Consider the following 14,521-nt stretch of genomic DNA (forward strand, 5'->3'; position numbering starts at 1 on the left):
TAAATATAGGTGCAAAATTTTCGAGGTTTTTCTGCTAAAAGGGGTGAATGAATATATGAGTTATTTTGCAAAAATGTATAGTAAAATTTGTTATCCACGTTTTAACTCGGGAGCAAAAGGATTGCGATCAGCGCAGATTGGTGCTATCCATGCAATTGCCGCCCATAGCACCCTCAACAAAAAAGAAGCGGCCATCATAGTCATGCCAACTGGTTCTGGAAAAACGGCAGTACTAATGATGGCTCCTTTTGTTTTAGCAAAAAAGAAGGTTCTCGTTGTGACGCCAAGTATTATGGTTCGTGGCCAAATATATGAGGATTACAAAAATCTAAGTACTTTGAAATATATTGGAGTTTTGAATAAAGAGGCACCCGCTCCGAATGTATATGAACTTAAAAATAAATACTCTGATGATCAGCATGAAAGTGTCATACAAGCTGACGTCGTAGTAGGGACTCCCCAAGTTTCACTTTCATTATCAGAAAACCCGGATAACCTTTTATTTGATTATATTGTCGTAGACGAGGCTCATCATGTACCCGCTGAAACCTGGCAAAACATACTTTTAAATATGAGACACGCGGAGGTATTACTCGTTACTGCAACCCCCTTTCGTTTAGACAAAAAAGAAATAAAAGGCGACCACATATACTCATATCCTTTATCAATGGCTTATAAGGATGGTATTTTTGGCGAGATAACCTACATACCAATCGAGGAAGCTCCAGATAAAGATCGACTCATAGCAATTGAAGCTGAAAGAGTTCTCCTAAATGACCGTTCTCAGAAATTAGACCACTACCTTATGGTTAGGACTGATACGAAGGAGAAATCAAAAAATCTTGAATTGATTTATCAAACTCACACTTCCCTTAGGCTGAAACGAATAGATAGTTCAACAACCTATAACACCATAAAACAGACAATCACAAGTCTCAAAGCTAAGGAAATTGATGGAATAATTTGCGTCAACATGCTTGGAGAAGGGTTTGACTTCCCTAATCTAAAAGTAGCTGCAATCCATGAGGCACACAAATCACTTGCTTCAACACTACAATTCATTGGCAGGTTTGCACGTACTAATACATCTAATATAGGTAGTGCAAAATTTATTGCTATGAATGATGAAAGGCTTCTTGTTGAAAATTACCGTCTTTTTTCAAGCGATTCTATTTGGCAAGATATAATTCTTGATATGAGTGAACGGAAGATATATAAAGACGAGGCAAATAAGAACGCAATAAAGGAATTTATTAGTCAAGATGATTTACCTGAAGCTAAGGTTTCTTTACATAATGTACGTCCCAATTGCCATGCTAAAATTTATGCAGTTTCCAGCTTTAACTTAGATAATGAATTCCCAGACATCTGTGGCGTTGAAAATCAAATATATCGAGATCCTACAAATAATACAATTGTAGGGTTCGCTCAAAATAAGACAAATCCAATTTGGCTCGAAGGTAGTCAAGTTAGTGACATTGAAAATTTACTCTTCATTATCCATTACCAAAAAACAACAGCTTTGCTTTTCATCTATTCACAAATTAAGAGCGAATTTTTTTATGATCAAATTGCACTTGCTTTCTCAGAAGAACCAACTAAAATACCGCGAGATGAAATGAACCGTGTTTTGGGCAAAATGGAAAACTACGAATTCTATAATACTGGTATGCAAAATCGTTATTCTGAAGATGGAGAGTCTTACCGAATTTACTCTGGCTCGAATACTGCAGCTTCAATAGATGAAACAACTGGTAAGATGCGGTCAGCTGGCCATGCATTTTGTAAAGCTATGAAGAATGATACCCCTGTAACTATAGGTTATAGTAGTGGCTCGAAAATTTGGAGTAGCTCTTACTTAAAACTATCCGAATACGTGGCTTGGTGTGATGAATGTGGTGCAAAAATATCAGACAGTAAAATAGTAGTGAAAACCAACACAAATTATGATTTGTTACCACTTCCTCGCAAGCTGAAAAAATATCCTCCTCAGGTCTTTTTCTGTTTCTTCTCTGACAAAACGTACTCTTCACCCCCGATAGTTTATTTGGGCGAGAAAAAAGAAACTGCGCATATTTTGACAGATGTACTTATTAAAGTAATAGCTGTCAATGATGATTCAGTAATGGTGTCTGCGGAGGTTGGAGGAGTAGAAGAATTATTAACATGTGATATTGAAGGGAAATATAAGTCGGAAAATGTTTTGATTTATGTACAAGATGGGAGGCAAATTTTGCCTCTTGTTGACTATCTCTCTTCACATCCCCTTCAATTCAAAACTACAAATGATGCCATAATTGTGGGTAACGAGATTTTTGAGGGGGATCCTAATTCGATAGCATATTCTGATAGGCATATTTACGGTGTCAATTGGATTGATCTCGGCACGAATGTAAGAAAAGAATATGGTGAAAAAACTAGCCGAGGAATACCTATCCAGGATACTTTGGAAGCCATCTTAAAAAAGGACGAAACTTATAAATATATTATTTATGACCATGGAACTGGTGAGGTTGCAGATTTTATTACGATTACAGAAAGTGAATCATCTATAAATGTCGAGTTTTTTCATGTAAAAGCTATGAAGGGAAAGCAGTATAATAGCGATGTAAATGATATATATGAAGTTCTTCAACAAGCCATCAAGTCAACAATCTGGTTGAAAACAAAAGCGGTGCTTTTACAAAAAATTGTTGATAGAAGAAAGGGTGGGAACTGCATTTTTCAACGTGGATCATTGGATGCTCTTAAAGCTTCCTTACGTAGTGACAACCAATTCAATGCGGTGATTTATGTTGTACAGCCTTCAATTAGTAAAAGTACCAGTATGCCTTCCAAATATCAGGAAGTAATTGCTGCTGCCAATTTTTACATAAACCATAGCGGGCGAGTAAAGGAACTAAGAATTTGGGGAAGCGTATAAAACACGCTATATTCAAATTAAATAAGCAAACAACTACAACCGTAGACGGATGAAGATTGAACCGTTAAGGACTTGTTTGCTTATTTTTATTTTATGGGGTTTCCTTTGTAGGATACTCATTTTTAATGTTCAAATCAAATTTGGGCGGGTTAGGGTATATCTCGTTTATTAACAATAAAATAGCTTCATTCAATTCATATCGTACTATTTTCCCTTGGAAATCCAAGTCGCGCATATAATCAATCGCACTATCAAGATTCTCAAATAAGCGATTCTCTCTTTTTGGTTGCGTATAGTTACCATTCAGATCAGCTAGGCTGTTCGTGAAATTCGCAAATTCCTTGGCAGAGAAAAACTTGCTTAAAGCCTCTCTAGTATCCAGCCATAAAATAGAATCGCTATCAGGATTAGTCATTTTTCTGATAGCCTGTATCGATTCACCTTTTAAGCCCAAGTAAGCGCTTGCTTTCTCTAAGGAAAAGGACTCATGATCGGTTTCCCCAGTAAGATAACCAACATCCACTTTCAAAAAATCTGCGATCAGAACCATTGTGTCGTATTTTGGAAATCCAACTTCGCCATTCTTTATCTTGGCTCCTGTGTTCAACCACCGGCTAACATCTTTTTGACCATATGCAGTTCCATATTTAGCATTCATAGCTTCCGCAAATGATGCCTGGGTGTACTTTCCTGAATCCATACATTCTTTTAATCGAGTTTTCCAGCACATCGCTTTTTCTTTTAATAAGTCATTCATGGTATATAACACCTCCGATTACGATTCATTTTATAACTTCTGTAAGTCTTGTGCAACTTAAATTGGAATGCTATCATTTTAGTATAGAAGATAAGCTCAGAGGTAGAGTAGTAAATCGAGGAGGTGTCGATATGGATTCCCAATCCAGACAAAACCATTATTTAGCCGTTGAAGCAGGTGATTGCAAGAAAAAAAGCTTTATGGATAAAGCTAAAGAACATAAGAAAGAAATTGCTATTGGAGCAGCAGTCGTACTTTCCGTGGTGGCGGTTGTGCTTATTGTAAAAAACAGAGAAGCTTTGATGGCCGTCATGAAGCCAGCACACATTGAAGATGTCTTGACGAATAGCTTAGTAACTACTAATAATACCGTTCCTATAATAACAGAGACTATCCCAAAAAATATCCCGGGTAATTCATTAACTGGAATAACCAATGTCAGAGGGCATATACGCAACCTTCCTGAAGGTTGGAAACCGTCTGTCAGCAAGTTGGAATTAGCGGAAAAATTGGGATACTGTTTAGATGATCACCAAACATGGGTAGATTCTTATACAAAATTAGCAGCCTAAATGAAGAGATGGCGTCTACATAATCACTAGCCGCAGATGCGGCTGAAAGGAAAGGTCAAATGAAACGAGAGGAAGTTTTAGATGCGCTTCGAGCAGGGGAATTTGATGGCATTAGTCATTCATATGAGCCATATAGTGGTTATGGGAAAAATAAGCATCATCTAGAGATGACTGTGTCTGGAGGTAGCATTGAGGTCACTAAGGTTACTACGGGTAAATTTTTTGATGGTAAGGAAAATGAACGATTTGAAGATAGGAATACTGAAGTTTTAAGTGATTCTGAAGCTACAGAGTTTATTGAAAGCCACCCGTATTACTTTTCACAAAGAAGACCTGATTTGTTTTAGTCCGATAAGCGGAATCTTAATAGATCAAAAAACAGCCTGCATAGTGCGGGCTGTTTTGTTGTGGTTAGCTAGACAATTGTCTCTGTGCCGTCCTTAAAGGTGAAACGGACCTCTTCTGGGCTATTTATTGTCACGTGATCCACCATGCTATGCCAGAGCATAGTGTCAAAATCGCTGATTATCCCGCAATGCTTTTTCAGCTCGGAGAGGAAAGCTTCGATGTTCTTCCGCCGGGTTGTTTTTTCCTTAATCAGCCCACTGACGGATTCCAGATTGGTTTTCGCAGCATCAAAGCGTTGGGTAAGACCCTCGTACTTTCTTTGGTATTCGTTCTGATCAAGGGCGACATGCGCATTTTCATATATGATCTGCTGTATCATCCCGGCCACAATTTCCATTTCATTTTGCAATTCTTCCTGCTGGGTTTCCAGCGCGGAGATGTCATAAAGGGTAGTTTTAATGAATTCAAAATTGGTGATGATTTCCTCCTTATCCTCGAGAAGTTTGTTCATTGCCGCCACAAATAGCTTCTTGATGGTCTCTTCATCCAAATGTGGAGTCTGACACCTGTGGTTGCCCTTGAATTTTTTATTGCATTGCCAAACCATGCGACGGTACTTGCTGTTAGAATGCCAGACCTTTGAGCCGTACCAGCTTCCGCATTCACCGCACTTTATCTTTCCTGAGAATATGTGTACACCGCTGTGCCGGTTTCGACCAGGCTGACGGGCTTCGAGTTCGCGTTGGACCATGTCAAAGACCTCAGGGTCGATAATCGGTTCGTGGTTATTTTCAACGTAATACTGAGGGATTTCACCATCATTTTGTTTTTTCTTTTTCGTAAGGAAGTCCACGGTGTAGCTCTTCTGAAGGAGGGCGTCCCCCTTATACTTCTCATTTGAAAGTATCCGTTTCACGGTTGTCGGATTCCATTTTTCCTTTTTACCGGGCGAGAGGATTCCGTCTGCCGTCAGCTGGCATGCAATCCCATAAGGCGTCATGCCTTGAAGGAACATGCTGAATATCCTCTTGATGATAACCGCTTCTTTTTCATTCAATACCAGGTTGCCATCTTCACCTCTGTCATAGCCTAGGAAGTGTCCAAAAGGTACGGTCACCTTGCCGTCAGCGAATCGCTTCCTCTGGCCCCAGGTTACGTTCTCAGAGATGCTTCGGCTTTCCTCCTGGGCGAGGGACGACATAATGGTGATCAGCAGCTCGCCCTTGGAATCCAACGTCCAGATGTTTTCTTTCTCAAAGTAGATCTCGATTCCTTTTTCTTTTAGCTGGCGTACCGTGGTAAGGCTGTCGACTGTGTTGCGGGCAAACCTGCTGACTGATTTGGTAACGATGAGGTCTATCTTTTCCTCCAAGGCATCGGCTATCATCCGCTTGAAACCTTCACGATGCTTGGTGTTTGTGCCTGAGATACCCTCATCTGTGTAGATCCCTGAGAACTCCCAGTCATCGCGGCCTTTGATGTAGCTGGTATAGTAATCGACCTGAGCTTCATAACTCGTGACCTGTTCGTCGCTGTCCGTTGATACCCTTGCATATGCCGCAGTGCGGCGCTTCCTCTTATCGTTGATGGGCGTCGCAGTAAAACGGCTTAATGTGGCTGGGATTGTCGTAACATTTTTAGCTGTTTTCCTGCTCATGCTTTTCCCTCCATGCTTGCTTCATTTTCTCGCCTTGGCTCTTTTTGCGTTCCTCCGACCAGGGGGGTTGCCTGCGTTTGAACTGCCATTGCCTTGTGATTTTCCGGCCATCATTGAGGTTGAAAACCAACTCGCTGTTTGAGATCACTGAGATGTGATCAACTTTTTCTGTGAAAATAGCTTCGTCAAACCCCTCTATTCCAAGAACTTCGGCGGAAACACTTTTCAGCAGGTTTTCTTCAATTCCACTGTGGCCGCAACCGCTGTGGGGAGGGCATCTCCAGTGGTGGGCCTTTTCTCCGCTCACCCGAGTGCTGGTGTTCCTTCGCAGGTTCTGTCCGCATGTGGTGCAGCTTATCTTGCAGGTAAAGCAGGTGATGTTTCCTGAACTTCGGGGATGCCTTTTGTTGTATGCTGACTTGGATGCTCGGGCTTCCGGAGTCCACCAGTCTTTCCTTGCAGTGGATTCCCATTCCCGACTTTCAATCCTCCCGTCCTGAAAATGGAACTCAATCTGGTTGGGGGCAGGGATTATGATCTGTCGTATCTGCTCAGCAAAGATGTCCTCGTCAAATTCATCTGTTCCAAGCACCTCGGCGCAGGATTTCTTTAGGGTTGCTTCGGGGATTGTCTTGTTTTTACAGCCGTTGCCGTTTCTCTGGTTGGCGCAAATCCACATTTTGTAAGAACTGTCCCGCTTCCTGCTCCTTGCCGACCTTTGATAGCTTCGACCGCACATTCCGCATTTGATTATGCTGGTGAAGTACCCCGTGTTGATTGCTGGATTCGCTATGGCACCGAGCTTTCTTCTCCTGGCGATTTCCTCCTGGACCTTGTTGTAGGTTTCAAGGTCGATTATGGCTTCATGGGATCCTTCGACCCAGTATTGGGGAAGTTCGCCCTCGTTGTTTTTGGATTTGTGCGTTATGTGGTCAGGTATGAAGACCTTTTGGAGAAGCATGTTGCCCGTGTATTTTTCATTCCGCAGAATGGCTCGGATGGAGGTGTTGCTGAAACGACCGCCAGTGTAGGATTTGACGCCCATTTCCTCCAGCTGCTTTTCCGTCTCCTCAGCGGAGAAACCGCTCAGGAAGTTGTCGAAGATCAACCTGACAACCTCGGCTTCTTCAGGAACAACAATGAACTGATTGCCGTTCCATCGGTACCCATAGACATTGAAGGAATTTGGCCTGCCTTCCTGAAACTTTTTTCGGATAGCCCACTTGATATTTTCGCTCGTTGAGCGGCTTTCTTCCTGTGCGAAGGATGCCAGAATGGAGAGCATCAGCTCCCCATCGCCGCTCAAGGAATTGATGTTTTCCTTCTCGAACCTGACTTCAATTCCTAAGTCCCGTAGATGCCTCACCGTCTCAAGAAGGTCGACTGTGTTTCTGGCAAATCGCGATATGGACTTGGTCAACACAATGTCAATTTTGCTCGACTCACAATCCGCCAAAAGCCGCCTGAATGCCTCTCGGTTGTCCGTAGTACCGGTTAGCCCTTCATCGGCATAAACTCCAGCATATTCCCATTCACGATTCTTTTGGATGTAATTGCTGTAGTGGCTGACCTGTGCCGAAAGGGAGTGCATCGTCCTGCCTTTTTCTTCAGAAACCCTGGCATATGCTGCGACTCTTTTCCGGCTTGGCATGACCGGTAATGATGGCTTGATTTTGCTTACTTTCCGCAATAAACTCACTCCTTTCCAACACTATACATCACTCTGAACGACACTTAAGTCAAGGGAATATAGGCGAATAGTGTGCCTAATTTGGGTTGGTATTTCTCGCGGAGAGAAGCCTCAATCAGGTTGAATTCTTCCTCTGTCACAAGGGCCTTCTTAAGCATAGTTCGGGCAATAGCGAGAGAGGACTGATAAAGTTTCTCGGCTTCGAATTGTTCCCTTGTCATGCCGTTTCACCGCCTTTGAAACGGTCTTTGACATAACAGCCGTGGGAGCAGTACTTCCTTTTTGAATTGCCGTAAGCGGTGAAAGGCTCATTACAGAATGCACAGGTGAAAGAGTAGACCGCTTTTTTATTGACCTTCTCAGGGTGCGAATTCCACCAGCTGGTGCGGCACTCGTCGCAACAGAATTTAAGCTGCTTTCTCCCGGATGGCTGAGTGAGTTCTTTCCCGCATTGTTTACAGAAAGATTGACTGATTGCCTGGGCCATTTCTGATTCAGCTTGATGTCCTACCAGGTTGTTCCTTCGGCAGTATGACTTTACGGTGTTTATTGACATCCCAAGAGCATCTGCTATTTTTCCATAGCCAGCACCCAGGGAGCGGAGTTCCTCAATGCGTTCTTTTTGTAATTGGTTCATACGATTTCCTCCTTTGAATAACGAGGATTAGTCCCTCACCATCCAAAGGACAGAAGCCGCTTGTTTGAGTACCAGTCATTCCGGCCAGAAATGAAAAAAGCCCCTCTACCGTCAAAAGACAGAAGAGAGGCTCACTTACCACACGGGCGATCTATTCGGATTTAATGAAGGCATCATTGAATCCGGCAGCTTTGACCTTGGCAAGCATCGCCTCAGCATTGGCTTTTACGCTGTATGCCCCGACCTGGACGCGGTATAGCTTTTTAGGATCAGCGGTCTGGGATGTTTCGCTTGCCTGAGCCTTGAGAAGCCTGCCGACCTCAGCACGAAAGGAGTCCATGCTTTTTCCGTGCTTTGGGAACCAGTGCATGACATCGCCATGGTTGCTGGCAATCCCAAGTTTGTAACCTTCACTATGACAGATGATGTTCTTCTCAGTCAGGCCGTATGACCTGCAAAGGAAAGCACATAGCTCCGCGGCTTCCTTATAGACTGCTGCAAAATAAGACGGGTCGCTCAGGTTGTCTTCACAGATCTCGAAACCGATGTGGGTATCGTTGGCTGAATCCCCAGCATGCCACCCCCGATGATTCCATGGAAGGGTCTGGTATGTTGCGATGCTTCCATCAGCCAGTTTGCCGATAAACGCATGTACGCAGACGCTTCGGCCCTCCGGCTTGTCCTTATTCCAGTGGTTGCCATACAGGTTCTTTCCAAGAAGGCCGTCGTCAGGGCCTACATAGCGCTTTAGGAAAGGGTTGTTAGCCCCGGTTGAGTGGACCATAATGCCTTTTGGAACGATCTTCCCGCCGGCTTTGTAGCAGGCGTTTTCTGTCAGGATGAGTTTTCTTAAATTCATTTTGTATCCTCCTTGTTGAGCTGTTCCAGAATGCCCCTGAGCTTCTCAGGAATAGGAAGGCCGATTTTCGCTGTGTTCTCCAGGATGCTGATGCCTTCGTTGGAAAGGTAGAAGAAAATGACTGCTGTACGGATAGCCCCGCCGTTCTGGATCAGTTTGGAGTCGATGATGTGTCCAACGGCCACAAGGGAAAAGATGAGCACCTTCTTGAAGATGCCCCTAAAGCCCACCTCGCTTGAGAGTCGTTTTTCCAGGACTGCCACCATGATGCCGGTGATGTAGTCGATGACTACGAATGCCACCAGGGCATACAGGAAGCCGTCCCATCCGCCCAGAAAGAAGCCGATGTAGCCGCCAACAGCGGCAATGATGATTTGAATGGTGTTGATGATGTCTTTCATTAGGCTCCTCCTTCATAAAAACAGGAAGGACTCGAAGGCCCTTCCCGAATTAGTACTATTTATTTTTAAGGCTCCGTGACCCTGAACCAGTCGCACCTCCCCTTGTAGGTCAGGCCGTTGGAGTTGTTACGGAAATATCCGATTCCAACATGGCTGATTGCCGACAGGAAGTTCGAGATGGTTTCCGTGAATACCTGCCACCAGAAATCCCCGTCGATAGACATGTCCAGAAAGTATGAGCTTCCAACCTTGCGGATCCTCACGTAAATGAAGTTGGAGTCCCATCCGCCGTTCAGGTAAGCATCGCTCGAGTAAGCGGTGTTCGATGTGAATTTGATTGCCTGCATGCCAGAATAACTGTCTCTGGAGCATTTGCCAAAAATGATCCTTCTGCTGTTGGCGCTGTTGTATAGGCAAATGCCGATATTAAAGTAGTTGAGCCTCGGCCCGTTGAGCATGACCTTGGCTGTTGCGGTGAAATCTCCTGCAGGCGCTGCCTGGACCAATAACCTCGTATGGTCGCTGCCTGGCAGAATGTCAATCGCCCCATAACGACTATTTTCAGTCCATGTTGCCGTACCTTGATTGACCCACGACCATTTCGTATCCATCACGGTATCATCGAACTCGTCGTCTTTTGAATGCGGGTTTGCAGGCGGGGCGTCGATTGGATTTGTGTAACTTGTACCGCTGCCGCCTGCCGAGGATATGGTGATCGTCTTTTGTTCGTCGTCTTGGGCGATGGATACGTTGGTGCCGGCTGCCAAGGTCACATCTCCGACCAGGGCGTTGCCGCCTGTCCTCTTGATGCTTGAGACCCTTGGGATGGCTGTATGCAGATCCGCAGCATGCCTTTCATCGTTGTAGTATTGGGGATGGTCGTCTGCATTCAAGCCTTGCAGTGAGCCATGGGTATGGTTGTGGCTCACCCCGGCAGGGCTTTCGGTTGAGGGGGTGGAGAGAGAGCTGTTCTGCGTGAACATCGACATCCGTTCAACCAGCTGGTTCATCCGGATTTCATGCTCAAGCATGATGTTGTTCAGCTCAAGGACATAGCTTAAAGCACCTGATTCATCCTCCTCGCAGGTGATTCCTTTGACCCTGACTTTCCCGTCAAAGCCTTCCGTGTCGCTTCCTTCCGGCGGGATGTACCAGCCGATCCAGTCGCCCATCATGAAGGTTTCAAAAGGCTTGAGCTTGATGCCTTCAGAGTCTATGAATTTGATGACGGTTCCCTGGATGCCCCAACTGACCTGTGCCGCCCCTCTAAGGAACAGCTGACCATAGTCCTGGAGCTTTGCCCAGTCGCTGGGGATATTCCTCGCCTGGAGGTATCCTTCGCGTCTGCCCCAGTCCGTCTGACTTGTGGGGTGCGCCGTCTCGATGAGACTTCCGCTTTCACCTTCGACCAGGAGGGCGTTGGTCATGCTTGCGCTGTCGCTCTGGTTCTGGTGCTTGACGATTGCCTGACCAGGCCTATATTTGACCGTATCGTATTTGTCCGCACCTTTTGCCTTATACAGCTTCAAATGCAGCGTCGGTGTCATCTCGATATCGAAAAGGCCCATACCTTCGCTGAGTTTCGTGGCCACCTGGGAGAGCGGAGTGCCTGCATGGAAGGAAAGGGCCGTAGAATCCTCGAACGGATTCCCCAATGTGTCCGCATCGGCAGTCCAGTCTACGGAGACGCCGGTAAGGCAGCCCCTTTGCTGGGCTTCCAGAAGGAGCTGGCGCAAGATAGCGCCGCCGTGCGCATCGGTGAAGGTTCTCTCAAGCGTGGCTGGATGCGGCATTCCTTCAGGATACACAACGCCTCGGTCAAGGAGGGAAAGGATGCCCCTGCCGCTTACCTCGATCATCTGCTGCTCACCCTCATCCACATAGGATGGACGCCTTGACTCGATGATCCATTTGAAAATGTCGATGCCGTCCAGCCTGCACAGGATGAAGTTCTGGTCGGTCACATAATCCCGGCTTCCGCCTTTGTCATCAAACCTGCTGATGGCAAATTTGCCGCTGCCGGGGTTGTTCAGGAGCACCTGAAAGGACTTGCTCTTAGCACCGCTGAGCTGACAAAGGATGCTGTTGGGATTGTTCTTGTCGCACACGAAAAGCTCGATCCCGATATCATCGGCAGGCTCTGCATCATATACTTCGATGCCGATGACATTGCTATAGCGCACACCAGGAGGATTAGGTTCTGTGAGCGCAACCTTGACTGCCCCGCTTTCAGCCTCCTGGGGGATCTGGAAAACGATCTTGTCCCAGCTCCAGGAGATGATGTTGCAAAGGTGGGTGCCAAGGTAGACATGACCGCCGTAGCCGCGCAAGTATCTGTCAGCATTAAGCGGGTCAGCTTCGGCTTTGAAGCCGAATCCATTCCCATATATGGTGACAACCGAGCCTTCAGAAGCCCTTGTGGTGGACAGTCTTTCAATGAAAGGGAAAGGAGGGTCGCTTGTGATGTTCTCATAGTCGTAAAGCGCACGTCGGTTCGTCCAGATGTCGGCTTTGGCAATATTCTCGTAGAGAGCCATGGTCCGTTTCCTTGGCCACTGGCTCAGCTTAGCAATATTCTCGTAGATGCCAAGAATCCTCTTGTTTGTCCATACTCCAAGCTTTGCGATGCTTTCATAGAATGAAACGGAGCGTTTCAGGACCTGGCTCACGCTCACGGAACGGACCGGCGAAACGGTAGTGCCGGATGTATTTGTGGCTGTGACCCTCCAGTACCAATTGCCTTCTGACAGAATCACTGCCATCCGGTAAGTGGTGTTGTGGCTCACATTTGTGGATTCGCTCGTTATTTTGGACGCGCTGTCGAATGTATCGACGCTATCCACCTCGACCTTGAGCGATGAGGCGACCAGCTGATTTTCATTATCGCTGTAAGTTACGTCAAAGGCGCAAATGGTCGCGCTCAGAGATGCCAGGTCGGAAGGCTTGACCAGATTTAAGCTAGGCAGCCCCATCTAATCACCTCCCGTTATGTCCAACTGCCGACGGTCACAATAGCCCTTGCCGCCTTTGGCCCGAGGGTGAGGAGCGGAGGCCCCAGAAGGTTTCGGACAAAGATGGTGCTGGACAGTGAACCCGGTCCGATGGAAGAAATGTCGAGTACGCTTTGCCATGGCCCATCCTGGCTGAAGGATATTGTAAAGTCCTCATGGTTCAACTGTATGTTCACATTGTTGGCAATCTTGGTGTTGCTGGTATTTTTTATCTTGAAGCTTTGGATCTCGGTCGTGCCTTCCGGCTGATCCCCAAAATCGATGAGAGAGGTCAGGTCAACCCCCGATGCATCAGTCATAACCACGTCATTAACTTGTTCTCCCACAGCTTTTCTACCATAGAGGTGGACCCCGCAAATATATAGATCCTCAAACTGCGGAGAAGTCTCCCGAAACCCTATCCTTATTGCTTTGACGGGTCCGGAGAAGGAAAGGGTGAAGATCTTGTTCCTCCAGTGGTCCATATCCGTATTTGCCGCAGGAATCGTATAGACTCCAGTCTCCCAGGTGCCATCCACACCGTTGGTCGTATCGGCTGAGCCTTGTATGGTGTGGCTGACAAATGAACATACCGTAGTTGAACTCCAGTAGAACCCAACTTTATTGACTTCGCGCAATTCCGGGAAAAAGAACCAGAAGACGCTTCCGAGCCTGTAGTCGCCAACCTTCCATGATTGCGATCGGTTTTCCTTGTTCAGGTTTCCTTTAGCCGTACTGTCAAGCCAGGAAGCTATCCCATTCCCGATGATTTGGCTGATGGTGCTCAAGTCGGACATGCTTCGAAAGCCAACTTCTGTTCCATCGATGTCATAAGGCATGCGATGTTCCGCTACTTCTGCATACATAATTCCACCTCCTAGAAGAATGCCGGGTAGTATTCCAGTTTGATGCTGCCGCCCGACACTCCATTCGTGATTCTCAACTGGTTGTAGCCGCTGTTTAGAAGCAGCCAGTAGGCATCTCCGCCATGCCTGATTGCGGAGAGCATGTTGGTGCTACCCTTGATGCATTTGAAATCTCCAGTACTAATAATGACGCTCTCGCCGGGAGCGATGCTTCCCTGATACTGCAGCCACACATCGTTATCCAGACATTCGAGTTTTGGAGATTCCATCGGGCCTGTAAGGGTAATGGTCGCATCGGTTATCGGGGCCGTTCCGGGATTCTCGTGGCTCCATTCCTGTGTCAGGGAATCCACTGCACTCATCTCGGAAATGGCCAGCGGAGCATAGAAGAAAGGATCCGAAAGCATGAACTCCACAGCGAACTTGGCATATCCGGTCTGTGTCTTCCCGAAAGTGACGGGGCGGTACACCTCTGCTATGGCTTCACGGATAGTCCCGTCGGGGAGGGTCCGTTTCAACACATACTGTCCGAGCTTTCCGAATACGCTGCTGAGATAGTCAATATTTTCATAAAGGACGTCATTCTCGCTCTTGCCGCTCGGAAGCTTTCCGGTAAGGGGATCCAGGCCGCGAACCCACATGGGGAGCATGACAATCCGTTCCTCATATCGCTTTTTGATCCATCTTTTCCCGTTTTGGAAAGGCACCTGGATGTTGTTGCCCCTGAGTCCTGGTGTTCCCAGACCTTCAGGAACTTCAATCACTGACCAGGCTTTGGTGCTCAGGCTCACGCCATTAAATTGCCATGTCTGTCCGTTCAA

Annotated in this window: 13 protein-coding genes; 3 read left to right on the plus strand and 10 right to left on the minus strand. The window is 46.3% G+C overall.

Annotation, left to right across the window (positions count from 1 at the left end; translation table 11 throughout):
- The first annotated feature begins 55 nt into the window (after window positions 1-55).
- The gene (locus tag LPY66_RS00680) at window positions 56-2,923 is read left to right on the plus strand and encodes a DEAD/DEAH box helicase (RefSeq protein ID WP_337986245.1); all 2,868 of its coding nucleotides are present in this window, start codon (window positions 56-58) and stop codon (window positions 2,921-2,923) included.
- A 91-nt stretch (window positions 2,924-3,014) separates the two neighbouring features.
- Here the strand turns inward: LPY66_RS00680 and LPY66_RS00685 are convergent, their stop codons facing one another.
- Window positions 3,015-3,680, minus strand: a complete 666-nt coding sequence (locus tag LPY66_RS00685) for a hypothetical protein (RefSeq protein WP_337986246.1) — start codon at window positions 3,678-3,680, stop codon at window positions 3,015-3,017.
- A 131-nt stretch (window positions 3,681-3,811) separates the two neighbouring features.
- Here LPY66_RS00685 and LPY66_RS00690 point away from each other — a divergent pair, with 131 nt between their 5' ends.
- Window positions 3,812-4,252, plus strand: coding sequence for a hypothetical protein (locus tag LPY66_RS00690; protein ID WP_337986247.1), 441 nt, complete (start codon window positions 3,812-3,814; stop codon window positions 4,250-4,252).
- A gap of 59 nt (window positions 4,253-4,311) precedes the next feature.
- The gene (locus tag LPY66_RS00695; protein ID WP_337986248.1) at window positions 4,312-4,599 is read left to right on the plus strand and encodes a hypothetical protein; all 288 of its coding nucleotides are present in this window, start codon (window positions 4,312-4,314) and stop codon (window positions 4,597-4,599) included.
- Window positions 4,600-4,667: 68 nt separating this feature from the next.
- On the opposite strand, the gene LPY66_RS00700 is transcribed toward LPY66_RS00695, so the two are convergent.
- The 9 genes from LPY66_RS00700 to LPY66_RS00740 all read right to left on the minus strand — a co-directional run bounded on the left by LPY66_RS00700 (window position 4,668) and on the right by LPY66_RS00740 (window position 14,521).
- Window positions 4,668-6,257 carry a recombinase family protein gene (locus LPY66_RS00700; RefSeq protein WP_337986249.1) on the minus strand — a complete coding sequence of 530 codons (1,590 nt, stop codon included), beginning with the start codon at window positions 6,255-6,257 and terminating at the stop codon, window positions 4,668-4,670.
- Window positions 6,238-7,956 carry a recombinase family protein gene (locus tag LPY66_RS00705; RefSeq protein WP_337986250.1) on the minus strand — a complete coding sequence of 573 codons (1,719 nt, stop codon included), beginning with the start codon at window positions 7,954-7,956 and terminating at the stop codon, window positions 6,238-6,240. Before LPY66_RS00705 ends, LPY66_RS00700 begins: the two co-directional genes overlap by 20 nt.
- Before the next feature lie 35 nt (window positions 7,957-7,991).
- Window positions 7,992-8,168 carry an SHOCT domain-containing protein gene (locus tag LPY66_RS00710; RefSeq protein ID WP_337986251.1) on the minus strand — a complete coding sequence of 59 codons (177 nt, stop codon included), beginning with the start codon at window positions 8,166-8,168 and terminating at the stop codon, window positions 7,992-7,994.
- Entirely contained in the window at window positions 8,165-8,584 is a 420-nt protein-coding gene (locus LPY66_RS00715; protein ID WP_337986252.1) for a helix-turn-helix transcriptional regulator, read from the minus strand. The genes LPY66_RS00710 and LPY66_RS00715 overlap by 4 nt, the downstream gene beginning before the upstream one ends.
- 151 nt (window positions 8,585-8,735) lie before the next feature.
- Entirely contained in the window at window positions 8,736-9,443 is a 708-nt protein-coding gene (locus LPY66_RS00720) for an N-acetylmuramoyl-L-alanine amidase (protein ID WP_337986253.1), read from the minus strand.
- A complete protein-coding gene (locus LPY66_RS00725; RefSeq protein ID WP_337986254.1) occupies window positions 9,440-9,844 on the minus strand; it encodes a phage holin family protein in 405 nt (134 codons plus the stop codon). The genes LPY66_RS00720 and LPY66_RS00725 overlap by 4 nt, the downstream gene beginning before the upstream one ends.
- Before the next feature lie 65 nt (window positions 9,845-9,909).
- Entirely contained in the window at window positions 9,910-12,816 is a 2,907-nt protein-coding gene (locus tag LPY66_RS00730) for an IPT/TIG domain-containing protein (protein WP_337986255.1), read from the minus strand.
- Window positions 12,817-12,830: 14 nt separating this feature from the next.
- Window positions 12,831-13,700, minus strand: a complete 870-nt coding sequence (locus LPY66_RS00735; RefSeq protein ID WP_337986256.1) for a hypothetical protein — start codon at window positions 13,698-13,700, stop codon at window positions 12,831-12,833.
- Window positions 13,701-13,711: 11 nt separating this feature from the next.
- The gene (locus tag LPY66_RS00740; RefSeq protein WP_337986257.1) at window positions 13,712-14,521 is read right to left on the minus strand and encodes a hypothetical protein; all 810 of its coding nucleotides are present in this window, start codon (window positions 14,519-14,521) and stop codon (window positions 13,712-13,714) included.

Origin of the sequence: Dehalobacter sp. DCM (genome assembly GCF_024972775.1) — a bacterium.
Lineage (GTDB): Bacteria > Bacillota > Desulfitobacteriia > Desulfitobacteriales > Syntrophobotulaceae > Dehalobacter.